Here is a 16,500-nt window from a genome sequence, read left to right as displayed (position 1 = left end):
CGCTCAAGTTCCCGGGCCTGCTGCCGTAGAAGAATCGTCAACCAGAGAAAAGCACATGGCCGGAAACCTCCTCAGCATCGGTAAAAGCGGATTGTTCGCGGCGCAGGCCGCGCTGACGACGACCGGCCATAACATCACCAACGCCAACGTCGAAGGCTACAGCCGCCAGGGCGTCGTGCAGGCCACCTCGACGACGATGGAGACCGGCGTCGGTTTCGTCGGCACCGGCACCAGGGTCGCCGAGATCAAGCGCTACAGCGACGAATTCCTGAACCAGCAGGTGCGCACCGCCACCGCCTCGACTTCCTCGCTCGACGCCTACTATGCCCAGATCAGCCAGATCGACAACCTGCTGGCCGATACCACCTCCGGCCTGTCGCCGGCGATCCAGAACTTCTTCTCCAGCGTCCAGGACGTGACCGGCAACGGCGCTTCGGTGCCGTCGCGCCAGGCCCTGCTGTCGTCCTCGGAAACGCTGGCCGGCAGCTTCCAGCAGATCGATGCGCGCCTCGAGGAAATCGGCGAGGGCGTCAACAGCCAGATCGACACCAACGTCAACCTGATCAACACCTACGGCAAGCAGATCGCCGAGATCAACGCGAAGATCGGCTCCTACGGCTCGACCGAGCAGCGCCAGCCGAACGACCTGCTCGACCAGCGCGACCAGCTCGTCGTGGAGCTCAACAAGTACGTGAAGGCCACCGTCACCGCCGGCAGCAACAATGCACTGAACATATCGATCGGCAACGGCCAGCCGCTGGTCGTGGGCCAGCAAGCCTTCCAGCTGGCGACGATGAAGACGCCGACCGACCTCACGCGCCTGACGGTCGGCTATGTCACGGGCGACAAGGTCACCCAGCTGCCGGAAAACGCGCTCGCGGGCGGCGAACTGGGCGGCCTGCTCGAATTTCGCACCGGCACCCTCGACCGCGTGCAGAATGCGATCGGACGCCTGGCCATCGGCCTGGCCTTCACCTTCAACGCCCAGCACAAGCTCGGCATCGACGGCGCCGGCCAGCAGGGCAAGGACTTCTTCGTGCAGGCCCCGGCCTATGTCGCCGCGGCGGTCGACAACACGAAAACCAGCACGGCGAAAGTCGGGGCGGTCGTCAGCGACCCGACCCAGCTCACCGACAGCGACTACAAGATCGAGTCCGACGGCGCCAGCTTCTTCATCACGCGCCTGTCCGACAACAAGCGCACCAAGGTCGACCCGTATGACGCGGCCGGCACCACCCGCAGCATCGACGGCGTCGACTTCACCCTATCCGGCACGGCCGCCTCGGGCGACAACTACCTGGTGCGCCCGAGCGCGAACGGCGCCTCGGGCTTCCAGCTGGCGCTGTCCGACGTCGGCCAGATCGCCGCCGGCACGCCGGTGGCCACGAATGCGCCGATCTCCAACAAGGGTAGCGGCCTGATCAGCGCCGGCAGCGTCGGCGCGGCCTATTTCACGGCGCCGCCTGCGCTGCCGGTGACGCTCGCCTTCGACAGCGGCGCCGGCGGCCAGCTGACCGGTTTCCCGGGCGGCGCCACGGTCTCGATGACGTTCAACGGCACGACCAGCACCCATACCGGGGGCAGCGCGCCCTTCAAGGCCGGCGCCAGCTACAGCTTTTCCGGCGTGAACGTGACGATCTCTGGCGCGCCGCAAAACGGCGACACGTTCGGCATCCATGCCAATACCGCGGGCACCGCCGACACGCGCAACATCGCCGCGCTGGGCGCCCTGCAGACCACGAACATCTTCAACGGCGCCAGCGCAACCTACCAGTCCGCTTTTGCCCAGACCGTCAGCGCGGTCGGCAACAAGACGCGCGAAGTGCAGGTCAACGCCAGCGCCGGCGAAGCCCTGCTCAGGCAGGTCACGGGCGCGGCCTCGGATGTATCGGGCGTGAACCTGGACGAGGAAGCGACCAATCTGCTGAAATACCAGCAGGCCTACCAGGCCGCCGGCAAGGTCATGCAGATTGCCAATACCATCTTCGACACGCTGCTGTCGATCGGACGCTAACGCGGGCCAAGCGGAGTACACCACCATGCGCATCAGCACCAAGAGCATCTACGAGAACGCGACGACCCAGCTCAACAAGCTGCAGTCGAACATGGCGCGCACCCAGAACCAGCTGTCCACCAACCGGCGCATGCTGAGCGCGGCCGACGACCCGATCGCCTCGGCGCGCGCGCTCGAAGTGACCCAGTCGAAATCGCTCAACGAGCAGTACGCGACCAACCGCTCGAACGCGAACAGCTCGCTGGCGCTGGTCGAGGGCGCGCTCAACGATGGCGGCAATCTGCTGATGGACGTCCAGACCCTGGTGGTCCAGGCCGGCAACGGCACCTTGTCGAAGGCCGACCGCCTCATGATCGCCACCGAGATCGAAGGGCGCATGCAGGACCTGATCGGGGTAGCCAACACCTCCGACGGCGCGGGCGGTTATCTGTTCTCGGGCTACCGCGGCACCACGATCCCCTTCATCCAGACCGACAGCGGCGCCACCTACCAGGGCGACCAGGGCCAGCGCAAGCTGCAGGTCGGCTCCTCGCGCTCGCTCGCGATCAGCGATTCGGGCAGCGCGATCTTCGAGAACAACCGCACCGGCAATGGCAGCTACCAGACCGTGATGGTCGACGGTAACCAGGGCGGGGCGATCGCGGTCACCGGCTCGGTGTCGGACGCCACCAAACTCACGGGCCACAACTACACGCTCGAATTCAAGGTCGCGGGCAGCCCGGCCGTGACCACCTACAGCGTGCTCGATACCAGCACCTCGCCCGCCAGCAGCGTGCTGGCGGACGAACCGTATGTGAGCGGCAAGCAGATCACCTTCGACGGCACCTCGTTCTCGATCACCGGCCAGCCTGCCGACGGCGACAAGTTCGAAGTCAAGCCGAGCGAAAAGGAATCGATCTTCACCACCATGACCAACCTGGTCAATGCGTTGCGCGACTCCGGCGAAGGCACGAATGCCAACGCCACGCTGTCGAACAAGCTCAACACCGCCAGCGAGGGCCTGAAATCCTCGCTCGACAACCTGCTGACCGTACGCGCCTCGGTCGGCTCGCGCATGAAGGAACTCGACTATCTCGAGAGCTCGGGTTCCGACCTCGGCATCCAGTACGCCGCCACGCTCTCGAAACTGCAGGACCTCGACCTCGCGAAGGCGATCTCGCAGTACGCGACCGAGCAGACGACGCTGGAAGCGGCGCAGAAATCGTTCAAGACGATGTCGTCGCTGTCGCTGTTCAATTACATCGGGTAATCAGCGTCCAGCCCGGCCTGCGGCCGCAATGACGACGCCGGCAAGGCGTCGTTCGGGCGCGCGAGCAGCAGCGCGATCGCATCCGGGCCGGCCGGGCGTCCCAGGAAGGCGCCCTGCGCGGTGTCGCAGCCCATTGCCCGCAGCTCGGCCAGTTGCGCCGCCGTCTCGACCCCTTCGGCGGCCACGCTCAATTGCAGGCGGTGGGCCATGTGGATGACCGATTCGGCCAGGGCCCAGGCAGCCTGGTCCGGCACCGGCTGCCCCAGCCGCGCCACGAAGCTGTGGTCCAGCTTCAGGAGAGCGAGCGGTAGCCGCGCCAGGGCATGCAGGCTGGCGCCGCCGGTGCCGAAACCGGCAAGCGCGATGCGCACGCCGGCGCGCCGCAGGCGGCCCAGCGCTGCCTGGATCAGCAGGTTCTTCTCCGCCAGTGCATCCCCGGCGATTTCCAGCTCCAGGCAGCGCGGCTCGATACCAGTGGCGCCGATGGTGGCCAGCATGCGCTCGACCATGCCGGGGTGGGCCAGTTCGCCGGCCGCCAGCTGCAGCGTGGTCGCGGGCGCGGGCAGGCCGGCCGCGCGCCAGGCGGCGTTCTGCAGGCAGGCAGCGCGCAATGCCCATTCGCCGATCGGCGCGGCCAGGCCGGCTTGCGCGGCCAGCGGCATGAACTGCGCCGCCTCCAGGCGTCCATGGCGCGGATGGGCCCAGCAGACCATGGCCTGGACGCCGGCCAGGCGGCCGCTGGCGAGGTCGATCCGCGGCTGGTAGGCCAGCAGCAGCTCGCCGGCGGCAAGCGCCTGGCGCAGGTCGTTCTGCATGGCCGCTGCCTGGTCCGGCACGGGAGCGGTCGCGGACGCGTATACCTCGACCCCGTTGCCGCCCCGGTTCTTGGCGCGCGCCATGGCGGCGTCGGCGCGCTCGAGCAGCGCGTCCATGTCGCATCCGGGCGCCGGGAAGATAGCGATGCCGATCGCGAGGCTGACGCTGCATTCGCGCTCGCCGACGATCAGGGGCAAAGCCAGGCGGTCGAGGATCTTGTGCGCGGCGGCGCGCGGCGCCTCGGTGCCGGCCAGGTCTTCGAGGATGACGATGAAGCGGTCGCCGTCCAGGCGGACAATCGTGTCCGCTACGTGCAGGCAGGCGCGCAGTTCGCTGGCGATATGCGCGAGGACGGCGTCGCCGCCCGCGATGCCGAAGGCGTCGTTGATGTCCTTGAACTTGTTCACGTCCAGCAGCATCAGCCCGACCTGGCGTTCGTTGCGCAGGGCGCGCGCCATGGCGTGCCCAAGGCGGTCGCGCAGCACGCGCCGGCTCAGGACGCCCGTCAAGGGATCGATCCGGGTGCTGTCGGACAGGGCGGAGGCCGCCGGGGCGTTGCCGGGCAGGCCGGGCACGGGCGCCTGTCCGCGGGCGGCCACGCGCGTGCGCCCGCCCAGGCTGGCCTGGTACAGCGATTCGTCGGCGTGCGCCAGGGTCTGGCCGACCGGCTCGTCGCGGCTGCCTTGCGCGACGCCGACCGAGACCGTCACCGCCAGCCCGGGCGCGACGCCCGGAAAGCGCAGCCGGCGCACGTCCTGGCGCATGCATTCGGCCAGCACGCGCGCCTCTTGCTGCGTGGTGGCCGGCAGCAGCACGAGCAATTGCGCTCCGCCGTAGCGGCCGAACGCGTCGCGTGCGCGCAGGTGGCGCTCGACGCACAGCGCGACCTCGCGCAGCACCAGGTCGCCGGCCTGCGCCCCGTAATCGGCGTTGATGCGCTTGAAATCCCCGATGTCGAGCAGGCACAGGCTGAAGATGGCGTCGGCCCCGGCGGCGCCGGCTCCCGCCTCCCGATTGCGTTCGTCCTCGATCAGGCGGCGCATGTGGCGGCGGTTGTAGCCGCCGGTCAGCGCGTCGCCCACCGCCCGCTCGCGGATGAAGTCGAGCGCGTGCTGGAGCTTGACGAACCCCTGGGTCCTGGTCAGCTCGAACAGCAGCACGAACAGGACGATGACGACGTACAGGCCGATGTCGCACAGCAGGTACAGCAGCGCCATGTCCTCGATCGGATGCGCGGGCAGCGGAATACCGAAGTAGGGCAGGGCGTGGATGAAGACGATGGTGGCGCAGGTCAGGGCGAGCCAGAACATGGCGGTGGCGAAGCCGCCCAGGAACAGGGCGACCATCGGCGGTATCACCATCCAGCCGGCCGTCGGCGCCGAGACGCCGCCCATGGCATAGGTCAGCCAGCTGAAATTGAAGAAGACTGCGCACAGGAAGGCTTCGCGCGCCACCACGATGCTTTTCGTGTAGCGCAGCAGGAAGGGGGCGACGAACATGCCGGCGCAGCAGGTCAGGATCACGCGGGCCGCGGCGCTGTAGCCGAGCGCGTGGTAAGTGAAGGCATAGAAGGGGCCCGAGAGGGCGGCCATGACGACGGCGTTGATCACGTTGCGCGCGCGCGTCAGGGTCGCGGCATCCTCCCTCGCTTCGAGAGGAATGAACCAGCCGATGGCGGCGATATAACGGTCGATCAAGCGGGGGCCGAAATTCATGGAGTCCGTGGTTGCTGCGATGTCGCGCGCTTGGTCCGCGCAGGCGGTGCGGGATCGTAACATGGCGCCCGTCGTTTTTGCAGCCGCGATCGCCACGGCGCAAGGATGGACGGGCGGACGGTTGCCGGCCGCCGGCTGCCAGGGCCGGCGCGAAATGCACATGTATTTTCAGCCAGGCAGCCGCGTATCGCTGCAGACCATCTCTTCGAGCGACTTCTGCGACAGCGCCGGGCTAAAGTAATGACCCTGCATCTGGTCGCAATGGTGGGTGCGCAGGAAGGTCAGTTGTTCCAGCGTTTCCACGCCTTCGGCGATGACCTTCAGTTTCAGGTTGTGGCCGAGCGCGATGATGGCGCGCGTGATGACGGCATGGGCGTCGAGGTTGACCTCGCCCAGGAAAGAGCGGTCGATCTTGATGAAGTCGACGGGGAATTTCTGCAGGTGCGACAGGCTCGAATAGCCGGTGCCGAAGTCGTCGATCGACAGGCGCACGCCCAGCGCCTTGAGTTCGGCCAGCGCTTCCATCGCTTCGTCCGGATGGTCCATCAGCTGGCTTTCCGTCACTTCGAGCTCGAGATTGGCCGGGTTCACCCCCAGGCGCCCGAGCGTGCGCGCGAGCTGCGCGGCAAACTGGCGCTGGCGCAGCTGGCGTGCCGACAGGTTCACCGAGATCACGAAGTCGTGGACGCCGAGCCTGGCGAGCGCCTTCAGGGCGCCGCAGGCTTCGATGATCACCCATTCGCCCAGCGGCACGATGAGACCCGTTTCCTCGGCCACCGGAATGAATTTGTCCGGCAGCACGATGCCGTTTTCCGGATGATTCCAGCGCACCAGCGCTTCGGCGCCGACGACTTTGCCGGTGCGCAGGTCGACCTTCGGCTGGTAGCCGAGCACCATTTCCCGGTTGCCGATGGCCTTCGACAGGCTCGCTTCGAGCATCAGGTGCTCGTGCACGATCTGATTCAGTTCGCTCGAATAGAACTGGGAATTGTTCTTGCCCAGGGCCTTGGCGTGGTACATCGCCGCATCGGCCGCGCGCATCACGCGGTCGACCGTGTCGCCGTCATGCGGAAAGCGCGAGACGCCGATGCTGGTGCCGGGCAGGATGTCGCGTCCGGCCACCGTGATCGGGACGTTCACGCGCTGGCGGATACGTTCGATCAGGTCGGCCAGCTGTTCGTGGCTAGGCTGGTTGTTGATCACGAGGACGAACTCGTCGCCGCCGACGCGCGCCACCGTGTCGTTGTCGCGCACGCTCATCTTGAGGCGATTCGCGATCTCGCGCAGCACCTCGTCACCGGCGTCATGGCCGAAGTTGTCGTTGATGTGCTTGAAGTTGTCGAGGTCGAGGAAGGCCAGCGCCCCCAGCACCTTGTTGCGCACCGCGAAATCGATCGAGAATTTCAATTCGTCCTGCAGCAGCGTGCGGTTGGCCAGGCCCGTGAGCGGGTCGTGGTGGGCCAGGTGGTGCAGGCGGCGCTCGTAATGGCGGGCCTCGGTGATGTCGCTGATCACGCCCACGAAATGGGTCACTTCGCCGTCGACATTGCTGACCGGATCGATGCGCAGGTCGTTCCAGAACACTTCGCCGTTCTTGCGCACGTTGCGCAGGATGGCCTGCACGCTTTCCCTTTTCTTCAGCGCTTCGTGGATGCGCTTGTGTTCGTGCACGTCGCAGCCCTCGATGCGCATGAAGCGCGGGTCGTGGCCCTTGATCTCGGCGAGCGTGTAGCCGGTCATCTGCTCGAACGCCGGGTTCACGTACTCGACCAGGTTCTTGCCGTTCTCGCAGCAGGTGATGACGATCGCGTTCACGCTCGAATAGATGGCGCGCTCGCGCACCCGCAAGCCTTGCTCGGTCTGCTTGCGCGCGCTGATGTCCAGGCCCGTGCCGAAGATGACGGGCAGGTCGCCCAGGCTGGTGCGGGCGCAGTGGAACAGCAGGCTGCTGCGTTTTCCATGCTTGCCCACCAGCTCCGCCTCGTGCGAGGATTGGCCGGTCTCGAAGGCCTCGACGATCTTTGCCACGATATCGGGGCGGTCATTCTCGTCGAAGAAATGCTGCACGTCGCAGGTCGGCAATTCCTCGGCCGTCATCTCGAGCGCGTTCTCGAGCAGGTGGTTCCACAGCAGCAGGCGGCCGCTCTGGTCGATCACGTAGAAGACGCAGGGCAGGCCTTCGATGATGTCGGCGGTGGGCAAGTCCTGGATCAGCGCATAGCGCGGCGGCGCCAGGCCGGCACGCGGGATGACGATCACGCTGTAAGTCCCTGGCTGGTCCGGATCGAAGGATTGCGGGGCAATCGTGACGCGCACGGGCAGGCGGCGGCTATCGGCGCAGCGCAGCTGGCCGGTCGAATCGACGTCGACCCGTGCGGCAATCGGGCGCGCGCACCCGTCGGCGAGGTCGAACTCGATGATTTGTTCAAGCGTTTTGTTGCGGATATCGGCGGCGCTGTAGCCGGTAAGCTTCTCGCATGCCTTGTTCCAGCTGGCGATGGCGCCGCCGGCATCGACGACAAAGACGGCCAGTGGTAACGGTGAAGGATTCAACGCGTTCTCCCGCAGTGGCGTGCCGTGCGTTGCGTGGTGGGCAAATCTGGCATGCACGCCTCATGATAGTCCAGTGAACGCAGGCGAGCGAGCGATTTTCGCTTGGAGATATGGAACTGGAAACCTTGGTTTGCCGCACGCCGCGTGCGTTGCGCCAGGCTGGAATCAGGGTGCGGCGGGTGCGGCGGGCGCGGGCGCGGGCGCGGGCACGGGTAGCTGCGGTGCCAGGGCCGGCGGCACGCGTTCGGCCGCCGCGCGCGGAATCCGGCGTCCGGCCTCGATCCCCTCGTTGAACAGGTTCTGGATCGGCGTGTTCAGGTAGGGCATGGCCACGCTCAGGGTCAGCATGCCGACCCCGAGCGTGATCGGAAACCCGATGCCGAAGATGTTCAGCTGGGGCGCGGCGCGCGTCAGGATGCCGAGCGCGACGTTGGTGATCAGCAGGGCGGCGATGATCGGCAGCGCAATCTGCAGGCCGGCCGAGAAGATGCGGCTGCCCAGGCGCGCCAGCTCGAGCGGCGCCGCCGAGGACAGGGGCGTGGCCGATATCGGCAGGCTGACAAAGCTTTCCGACAGCGCCGCCAGCAGCACCAGGTGGGCGTTGACGGCGAGAAAAGCCATGGTCGCCACCATCGACAGGAACTGGCTGATCGCGGCCGAGCGGCCCTGCGTGGTCGGGTCGAAAAAGGAAGCGAAGGAAAAGCCCATGGTCGAGCTGGCCAGTTCGCCGGCATACTCGATGGCGGCAAACACGAGGCGCATGGCGAAACCCATCGCCAGGCCGACCAGCAGTTCCTGCACCAGGATCAGCAGGCCCGCATACGACATCGGGTCGAGCGCGGGAATGGCCGGCACGGTGGGGGCGATGATCAGGGCCAGCAGCACCCCGAGGATGAGTTTCACCTGGTTCGGCACGCTGGCGTGGCCGAACAGCGGGGCCGAGGCGATCATGCCTAGGATGCGCGTGAGCGGCCACAGGAGGCCCGCGATCCAGGCGTTGATCTCGACCGAGGTGAGCGTCAGCACGGCGCGGACAAACTCAGCTGACCATGCCGGGAATGCCGCTGAACACCTGGCGCATGTAGTCGAGCATGACGGACAGCATCCAGGGCCCGGCGACGACCAGGGCGATGAAGACGCCGACCAGTTTCGGGATGAAGGAGAGGGTCGCCTCGTTGATCTGGGTAGCGGCCTGGAAGATGCTGACCACGAGGCCGATGATGAGGGCGATGAGCAGCAGCGGCGCCGATACCAGCAGCGTGATTTCCATGGCCGTGCGGCCCATCGTCATGACGGTTTCCGGAGTCATCGGGCGTCCCTAGTTGAAACTCTGGGACAGCGAGCCCAGCAGCAGTTGCCAGCCGTCGACCAGCACGAACAGCATCATCTTGAACGGCAGCGAGATCACGGCCGGCGACATCATCATCATCCCCATCGCCATCAGCACCGAGGCGACCACCATGTCGATGATCAGGAACGGTATGAAGATGGCGAAGCCGATCTGGAACGCGGTCTTCAATTCGCTGGTGACGAACGCCGGGATCAGGACGCGCAGCGGAATGTCCGCCGGACCCTGCAGCGCCGGCGTGCGCGAGATCTTGACGAACATGGCGAGGTCGGACTGGCGCGTCTGCCTGACCATGAAGTCCTTCAGCGGCTGGACGCCGCGGCTCATCGCCTCGGTCATCTGGATCCGGTTTTCCTGCAAGGGCAGGTAGGCTTCGGTATAGATCTTGTCGAAGGTCGGGCCCATCACGAACAGGGTCAGGAACAGGGCCAGGCCCACCATCACCTGGTTCGGCGGCGCGGTCTGGGTGCCGATCGCCTGGCGCAGCAGCGAGAGCACGATGATGATGCGGGTAAAACTCGTCATCATCAGCAGCGCGGCCGGCAGGAAGGTGAACGCCGTCATCAGGAGCAGCGTCTGCACCGGCAGAGTATAGGTGGTGCCGCCGCCGGGACTCGGCGCGGTGGTGAAGGCCGGCACGCCGGGCGCGGCCAGCACCGCCAGCGGCGCCAGCGACAGCAAGGTCAGGCCGGCCGCCAGCAGGAGTTTCTTCTTACTTTGCATTGCGTTTGTCGATCGTCTGTTTGAGCCAGTCGGCGAAATTCGAGGCCGAGGGGGTAGGGCCGGCGAGGGCGGCGGACGCCGAAGCATCGCCTTTCGGCATGGTCGCGAGCGCGTTCACGCGGCCCGGGGAGGCACCCACCACGATCCACTGGTCGCCCACTTCGACGACCAGGATGCGTTCGCGCCCGCCGAGGTTCAGGGCGCCCACCATGCGCAGGTGGGCCGAGCTGCCCGTCACGCGCGGGCCGTAGCGCTTGGCGGCCCAGGCCAGCGCCGCCAGCAGGGCCAGCACCAGCACGAGGGCGAAGATGGTCTGCAGCAGGCTGCCGGTGGAAGGGCCGGGCGCCGCCTGCGGCATGGGGACCGGAGGAGCGGGCGCGGCCGAAGGAGCGGGCGGGGCGGGAGGGGCGGAAATCGCGGCCGGGGCCGTGGGCGTGCCCGCGGCCTCCGATGCTGGCGCGGCGGGCGCGCCGGCCGTGGCCGGCGCCGCGCCGGCGGTGGTGGCGCGTTCGGCGACCGCGGTGTCCGCGGCTGTGGCCGGGGCGGCGCCTTGCGCAGCAGCCGTGGTGCCGGCCGGCGGAGCCTGGACAGGCGCCGGCGTGCTTGCCGGGCCGCTTGCAGAAGCGCCCATCGGCAGCAAGAACATCGATGCCAGCAGCGCGCTCGCGGCGTACATCGTTGCTGGAGGGCAGGCGGTAGCGCGCGTCGACATCATTTATTCAGTTTTCTGATCCGTTCCGAAGGCGTGATGATATCAGTCAGGCGGATACCGAACTTGTCGTTCACGACCACGACCTCGCCCTGGGCGATCAGGCAGCCGTTGACCAGGACGTCCATCGGCTCGCCGGCCAGGCCGTCGAGCTCGACGACCGAGCCCTGGGCCAGCTGCAGCAGGTTCTTGATCGCGATCTTGGTACGGCCCAGTTCCACCGTCAGCTGGACCGGGATGTCGAGGATGAAGTCGATGTCGTTCGGGGTGTCCGGACGCACGTTCTTGGTGCCGAAGTCCTGGAACACGGCGGCGCTGGCGGTCTGCTGCTTTTGCAGTGCGGCGGCCTCGGCGGCGGCCTGCTCGGCGATCGCGGCGCCCCAGTCGTCGTCGAGGAATTGGTCGTCTTGGTTGTCGGACATGGTGGTTCTCCTGAATTACTTGAAGCTGTCGCTATTGGCCAGCAATTTCTCGACCTTCAGCGCGTACTGGCCGTTGAAGACGCCATAAGAGCATTCCATCACCGGCACGCCGTCCACCGTCGCCTGGATCGCTTCCGGGACCGTGATCGGAATCACGTCGCCGACTTTCATGTTGAGGATCTCGTCGAAGTTCGCTTTGCCGTGGCCGAGTTCGGCCACGAGTTCCACTTCGGCGACCTGGATCTGCTGCGTCATCAGGCGGATCCAGCGTTTGTCCACTTCCAGCGCCTCGCCCTGCAGGCTGGAGGTCAGCGTATCGCGGATCGGCTCGATCATCGAATACGGCATGCAGAAGTGGATCTGGCCCGATACCGGACCGAGCTCGATCGTGAAGGTGGACGATACCACGACTTCATTCGGCGTCGCGATGTTGGCGAACTGGGTGTTCATTTCGGAACGCACATATTCGAACTCGATCGGATACACCGGTTCCCACGATTTTCCGTAGGCTTCGAAGACGACATCGAGGATGCGCATGATGATGCGCTGCTCGGTCTGGGTAAAGTCGCGGCCCTCGACGCGGGTGTGGAAGCGCCCGTCGCCGCCAAACAGGTTGTCGACCAGCAGGAACACCAGGCCCGGATCGAAGACCATCAGCGCGGTGCCGCGCAAGGGCTTCATGTGGATCAGGTTGAGGTTGGTCGGGACCACCAGGTTGCGGATGAATTCGCTGTACTTGGAGACCCGGACCGAACCGACCGAGACTTCGGCGCTGCGCCGCAGGAAATTGAACAGGCCGATGCGCAGCAAGCGCGCGAAGCGCTCGTTGATGATCTCGAGCGTCGGCATCCGGCCGCGCACGATCCGCTCCTGGGTCGCCAGGTTATAGGTGCGCACTCCCGAGGTGTCTTCAGGCGCGGAAATATCGTCCTGATCGCCGTTGACCCCCTTGAGGAGGGCATCGACTTCTTCCTGTGAGAGGAAATTATCGGCCATGTCGGTTCTTTACTGGATGCTTATTGGATATTCATTACTTACTGGATAATGAACGAGGTGAACAACACGTCCGACACATCCTGCTCGTCGCCATCCTCGTCGAAAGGCACCTGGACCACGGCCTTGATCTCGGCCGCCAGCTGCTGCTTGCCTTCCACCGTATTGATTTCCGATGCCTTCTTGCCAGAGAGCAGGAGCAGCACGCGGCTGCGTATCTTGGCCATGTTGTCCTTGACCAGGGTGACCTGTTCCGGGCCGCCGACCTGCAGCGTGAACTGCACTTGCAGGTACTGGTCGCCGTTCTCGGGCTGCAGGTTCACGGTAAACGCTTCGACAGGCACATACTCGGCCTTCACCGCTTCCTTGTCCTTTTTTTTCTTCTTCTTCGGCGTCTCTTGCGCCTGCGCCGCCTCGGCATCGCCGCCGCCTTGCAGGAAGTACCAGCCCGCACCGGCGCCACCGCCGAGCACGAGCACGCCGGCGATCGCCATGATCATCAGTTTCTTCTTCGAGCCTGATGCCGGTGCTGCCTCTGCCTTCGGGTCCGCCTTCATTTTCGGATTCGCTTTCAAGTTGCCTCTGGTGCCTGATGGGGTTGCATGATGATGTCATTATCGAGAAAAAGTGCGCTGCGGCAAGCTTCGAAAAGAGAGGGGAAGCCGGGTTAGCTCGGCCTATGTGCGGCGGCCGGACCCGGAACACCCGCTGCCGGTTCAAGCGAAGGTATCGACCGCCCCGGCCCCGCCCAGCATGCCCGTGCGCCGGCGCGGCGCGGCGTCGGCCAGGGCGCTGTCGCCGCCATGTCCATTGGCGCCATTGCCACCATTGCCGCGTCCCGGACGTCCCGACGGCTGTCCATCCTGGCCCTGGCGGCTCGCGGCGCCGTCATCCACGGTCGCGTTGCCGAGCGCAATGCCGCTCTCGTTCATCATTTCACGCAGGCGCGGCAGGGCGTTTTCCAGGGCCTGGCGCACCTCCAGCTGCTGCGAGGAGAAAGTCACGCTGGCCAGGTCGTTCGACACGTTGAGCACCACCTGCACGGGGCCGAGGTCGGGCGGATTGAGCTCCAGCGTCGCGCTCTGGTCTTCGCCGCCAACCATCCAGATCACTTTCTGGCCGACCTGGTTGTCCCAGGCCGGGGTGCCGACGCGCGCGCTCAGGCGATCCGTCGGGACGCTGCCGGCCGCTTGCGCGCTCTGCAGGGCGGTGGCCTGGGCAGCGAGGCTGGTCAAGGCTTCGCTGCCGGGCGCCGTTTCCGTCATGCCGGCAGCGCGCGTCGTGCTCTCGTGCAGGGCGGCGGCGAAATCGGCGTCCTGCGCCGGCAGCCTTGCCGCTTCGGCGGCGCTGCCCGTGTCGAGCGCGCGCAGGTCGATGCCCGCTTGCGCCTTGTCCTGCGGCGCCCCGGTGACCGGGGTGACCGAGGCGAGGGTGGCGGCGCCCTCGCCTCGGACGAGCGGCTCGGCGCCCCCGGCGGGCTTGTCCTGCATGCCGGCCAGCAGCGCGTCTGGCTGCACGGCGGGCGCCCGGGCCGCCGGCGCGGCCGGCGCGGCCGGCGCCGCGGCCTGCTGGACCTGGTGGAAGCTGGCCACCAGCGCCAGCATGTCGACCACGGCATCGGCGGCCCTGGCATCGGCCGAGGCGGGCGCGTCCTCGCCGCCGTCGCCGGTCGCGAGCGTCGTCCCGGCGTCGGCCGGCGCGGCCTGGTCGGCCGCGGTTTCTTCCTTGCCGGCGGGACGCCCGGGTTCCCTGGCGGCCTGGCCGGCCATCTCGCGCGGCGCCGCTTTCGCTTCGTTCGCGGGTGCCCTGGCGGCGGCCTGCTTCGGCGCGGGGGTGCTCTGCTGCGCCGTGGCCGCCTGCGGCTGCGGCGCGACCGGCGACTGGCGCTGTTCGAGCTGGCGCTGCTCGACCTGGCGCTGGGCGATCTGTTGCGCGAGCGCCGTGCTGAAGTTCACGCCGTCGGTATTGCCCGGCGCGTTGTTGCGCGCGCCCGGGACCGGGGCGGCGGGGCCGGTCAGCTGGATCGGGAGGGAATTGGTCTGCATCGTCATGGTGGCCTGGGCGGTTGGTCAGCTATTGGTGCGGCGGACGGTACGCGCCGCGTGGTCGTCCATCATCTTCTGGTCGCGCTTGTTCTCGATCTTCAAGGCTTCGGCGGCGGCGCGTTCGTTCAGGGTGCGGTAGGACAGGCGCTTGCGCTCGCTATCCTGCCACGCCGTCTTTTCCAGTTCGCTCTTGTATGTCGCGTGCTTCAGTACTTCTTGCTGGCCATTGATTGCGTTATCGAGCTTGCCGACGAAGGCGACGAAATTGGCGTAGGCGAAGGGCGTGATGCCCGCCATCTGCGCCTGGTCGAGCCGGTTCGCGTAATCGGCGCGGTAGCCCAGCAGCATCTGCAATTTCTGCTGCGCTTCCTCGACCCCCTTCAAGGCCGCGCCGAGCCGCTTGGCGGCGTCGTCGGAATCGCGCTGGGCCAGCTCGATCAGGGTGTCAAGTGCGGATGTATTTGCCATGGGTAATTAAGCTTGGTTGAGTAAAGTATACCCGCGGCAATATTTACCCGATCAGCTGAACAGAGAGGTCAATTGCCCCAAGCTCTGGCCCATATTCGTGTTTTCGTGGATTTCCTGGCACAGGAATTCTTCGATCTGCGTATTCAGGGCAATCGCCTGGTCCAGCACCGGGTCGCTGCCCGGCGCATAGGCGCCCACGCTGATCAGGTCGCGCGAACGCTGGTAGCGCGAATACAGCTGCTTGAGCTTGCGCGCCGAGAGCTGGTGCGCATGCGAGGTAATCCCGTGCATGGCGCGGCTGATCGACTGTTCGATATCGATCGCCGGATAGTGGCCGGCTTCGGCCAGGTGCCGGTTCAGGACGATGTGGCCGTCGAGGATACCGCGTGCGGCGTCGGCAATCGGATCCTGCTGGTCGTCGCCTTCCGACAACACGGTATAGAAGGCGGTGATCGAACCGCCGCCTTCGAGCCCGTTGCCGGCGCGCTCGACCAGCACCGGCAGCTTGGCAAACACCGAGGGCGGGTAGCCCTTGGTCGCCGGCGGCTCGCCGATCGCCAGCGCGATTTCGCGCTGGGCCATCGCGTAACGGGTCAGCGAATCCATGATCAGGAGCACGCTCTTGCCCTGGTCGCGGAAATGCTCGGCGATCGCGGTCGCATAGGCCGCCCCTTGCAGCCGCATCAGGGGCGGGCTGTCGGCCGGCGCGGCCACCACCGCCGAACGCGCCATGCCTTCCGGCCCCAGGATCTGCTCGATGAATTCCTTGACTTCGCGGCCGCGCTCGCCGATCAGGCCGACGACGATCACGTCCGCCGTCGTGTAGCGCGCGATCATCCCGAGCAGGACCGACTTGCCGACGCCGGTGCCGGCGAACAGGCCCAGGCGCTGGCCGCGGCCGACGGTCAGCATGGCGTTAATCGCCCGCACGCCCACGTCCAGCGTGTCCTTGATCGGCGCGCGGTCCAGCGGATTGACAGGGCGCGCGTTGATCGGCGCGACTTCATCGGTGCCGAGCGGCCCCTTGCCGTCGAGCGGACGGCCGGCGCCGTCGACCACGCGGCCCAGCAGGGCCATGCCGACCGGCAGGTGGCGCGCGCGGTCGCTCGGGCGCCGCCGCGGGTGCGTCACCGTGCCCGGACGCGGCACCGGGGTTTCGACCGGATACACGCGCGAGCCGGGCACCACGCCTTCGACGTCCGATTGCGGCATCAGAAACAGGCGCTCGCCCTCGAAGCCGACGACTTCGGCCTCGATCTTCGCGCCGTTCGGCAGCGGAATGGTGCAGGCGCTGCCCACGGCCAGGCGCAGGCCGACGCATTCCATCACCAGGCCGGCCACGCGCGTGACCCGGCCCGACACCTGCATCGGTTCGACGAAGCCGATCAGCGCATCGCAGTCGGCCAGGTAGGACTTCCAGCGCGCCGTGTGGCGGTCGAGGATGG

At 66.8% G+C, this 16,500-nt stretch carries 14 protein-coding genes; 2 read left to right on the top strand and 12 right to left on the bottom strand.

Translation table 11 applies throughout. The annotated features are described in order from the left end of the window. Nucleotides 1–55: 55 nt before the first annotated feature. Entirely contained in the window at nt 56–2,014 is a 1,959-nt protein-coding gene (gene flgK, locus ACFPOU_RS00445; RefSeq protein ID WP_379715499.1) for a flagellar hook-associated protein FlgK, read from the top strand. Between the two features lie 25 nt (nt 2,015–2,039). Continuing rightward, entirely contained in the window at nt 2,040–3,263 is a 1,224-nt protein-coding gene (gene flgL / locus ACFPOU_RS00440) for a flagellar hook-associated protein FlgL (RefSeq protein ID WP_379715496.1), read from the top strand. Here flgL and ACFPOU_RS00435 read toward each other — a convergent pair. The 12 genes from ACFPOU_RS00435 to fliI form a co-directional block, all read right to left on the bottom strand. Continuing rightward, nucleotides 3,251–5,794 (bottom strand): putative bifunctional diguanylate cyclase/phosphodiesterase, encoded by a 2,544-nt coding sequence (locus ACFPOU_RS00435; RefSeq protein ID WP_379715493.1) that lies wholly within the window; start codon nt 5,792–5,794, stop codon nt 3,251–3,253. The genes flgL and ACFPOU_RS00435 overlap by 13 nt on opposite strands. Before the next feature lie 168 nt (nt 5,795–5,962). Then, complete coding sequence (locus ACFPOU_RS00430) at nt 5,963–8,347, bottom strand: sensor domain-containing protein (RefSeq protein WP_379715490.1); 2,385 nt, start codon at nt 8,345–8,347, stop codon at nt 5,963–5,965. Between the two features lie 165 nt (nt 8,348–8,512). Beyond that, a complete protein-coding gene (gene fliR / locus ACFPOU_RS00425; RefSeq protein ID WP_379715487.1) occupies nt 8,513–9,373 on the bottom strand; it encodes a flagellar biosynthetic protein FliR in 861 nt (286 codons plus the stop codon). Between the two features lie 13 nt (nt 9,374–9,386). Next, on the bottom strand, nt 9,387–9,656 hold the full coding sequence (fliQ, locus tag ACFPOU_RS00420; RefSeq protein ID WP_379715484.1) for a flagellar biosynthesis protein FliQ: 270 nt from the start codon (nt 9,654–9,656) through the stop codon (nt 9,387–9,389). Between the two features lie 9 nt (nt 9,657–9,665). Next, the gene (fliP, locus tag ACFPOU_RS00415) at nt 9,666–10,418 is read right to left on the bottom strand and encodes a flagellar type III secretion system pore protein FliP (RefSeq protein WP_379715481.1); all 753 of its coding nucleotides are present in this window, start codon (nt 10,416–10,418) and stop codon (nt 9,666–9,668) included. Then, nucleotides 10,408–11,133, bottom strand: a complete 726-nt coding sequence (gene fliO, locus ACFPOU_RS00410; protein WP_379715478.1) for a flagellar biosynthetic protein FliO — start codon at nt 11,131–11,133, stop codon at nt 10,408–10,410. Before fliO ends, fliP begins: the two co-directional genes overlap by 11 nt. Continuing rightward, a complete protein-coding gene (gene fliN / locus ACFPOU_RS00405; RefSeq protein WP_379715475.1) occupies nt 11,130–11,549 on the bottom strand; it encodes a flagellar motor switch protein FliN in 420 nt (139 codons plus the stop codon). Before fliN ends, fliO begins: the two co-directional genes overlap by 4 nt. A gap of 15 nt (nt 11,550–11,564) precedes the next feature. Then, nucleotides 11,565–12,545 (bottom strand): flagellar motor switch protein FliM, encoded by a 981-nt coding sequence (gene fliM, locus ACFPOU_RS00400; RefSeq protein ID WP_379715472.1) that lies wholly within the window; start codon nt 12,543–12,545, stop codon nt 11,565–11,567. Nucleotides 12,546–12,583: 38 nt separating this feature from the next. After that, nucleotides 12,584–13,099 (bottom strand): flagellar basal body-associated protein FliL, encoded by a 516-nt coding sequence (gene fliL / locus ACFPOU_RS00395; protein ID WP_379715779.1) that lies wholly within the window; start codon nt 13,097–13,099, stop codon nt 12,584–12,586. A 159-nt stretch (nt 13,100–13,258) separates the two neighbouring features. Continuing rightward, nucleotides 13,259–14,593, bottom strand: coding sequence for a flagellar hook-length control protein FliK (locus ACFPOU_RS00390; protein WP_379715469.1), 1,335 nt, complete (start codon nt 14,591–14,593; stop codon nt 13,259–13,261). 18 nt (nt 14,594–14,611) lie between these two features. Beyond that, entirely contained in the window at nt 14,612–15,055 is a 444-nt protein-coding gene (gene fliJ / locus ACFPOU_RS00385) for a flagellar export protein FliJ (RefSeq protein WP_379715466.1), read from the bottom strand. Nucleotides 15,056–15,106: 51 nt separating this feature from the next. Further along, nucleotides 15,107–16,423 (bottom strand): flagellar protein export ATPase FliI, encoded by a 1,317-nt coding sequence (gene fliI / locus ACFPOU_RS00380; protein ID WP_379715776.1) that lies wholly within the window; start codon nt 16,421–16,423, stop codon nt 15,107–15,109. Nucleotides 16,424–16,500: the final 77 nt, after the last annotated feature.

This window comes from Massilia jejuensis (assembly GCF_042656795.1).
GTDB lineage: Bacteria > Pseudomonadota > Gammaproteobacteria > Burkholderiales > Burkholderiaceae_D > Telluria > Telluria jejuensis.
The sequence above is the reverse complement of the archived record's forward strand: the minus strand, read 5'-3'. Positions and strand labels throughout refer to the sequence as shown.

Bases quoted from the DNA above. Each gene is read 5' to 3' on its own strand.
- flgK (WP_379715499.1), top strand. From the start codon at position 56: ATGGCCGGAAACCTCCTCAGCATCGGTAAAAGCGGATTGTTCGCGGCG.
- flgL (WP_379715496.1), top strand. From the start codon at position 2,040: ATGCGCATCAGCACCAAGAGCATCTACGAGAACGCGACGACCCAGCTC.
- ACFPOU_RS00435 (WP_379715493.1), bottom strand. From the start codon at position 5,794: ATGAATTTCGGCCCCCGCTTGATCGACCGTTATATCGCCGCCATCGGC.
- fliQ (WP_379715484.1), bottom strand. From the start codon at position 9,656: ATGACTCCGGAAACCGTCATGACGATGGGCCGCACGGCCATGGAAATC.
- fliP (WP_379715481.1), bottom strand. From the start codon at position 10,418: ATGCAAAGTAAGAAGAAACTCCTGCTGGCGGCCGGCCTGACCTTGCTG.
- fliO (WP_379715478.1), bottom strand. From the start codon at position 11,133: ATGATGTCGACGCGCGCTACCGCCTGCCCTCCAGCAACGATGTACGCC.
- fliN (WP_379715475.1), bottom strand. From the start codon at position 11,549: ATGTCCGACAACCAAGACGACCAATTCCTCGACGACGACTGGGGCGCC.
- fliM (WP_379715472.1), bottom strand. From the start codon at position 12,545: ATGGCCGATAATTTCCTCTCACAGGAAGAAGTCGATGCCCTCCTCAAG.
- fliL (WP_379715779.1), bottom strand. From the start codon at position 13,099: ATGAAGGCGGACCCGAAGGCAGAGGCAGCACCGGCATCAGGCTCGAAG.
- ACFPOU_RS00390 (WP_379715469.1), bottom strand. From the start codon at position 14,593: ATGACGATGCAGACCAATTCCCTCCCGATCCAGCTGACCGGCCCCGCC.
- fliJ (WP_379715466.1), bottom strand. From the start codon at position 15,055: ATGGCAAATACATCCGCACTTGACACCCTGATCGAGCTGGCCCAGCGC.
- fliI (WP_379715776.1), bottom strand. From the start codon at position 16,423: ATGCAGGTGTCGGGCCGGGTCACGCGCGTGGCCGGCCTGGTGATGGAA.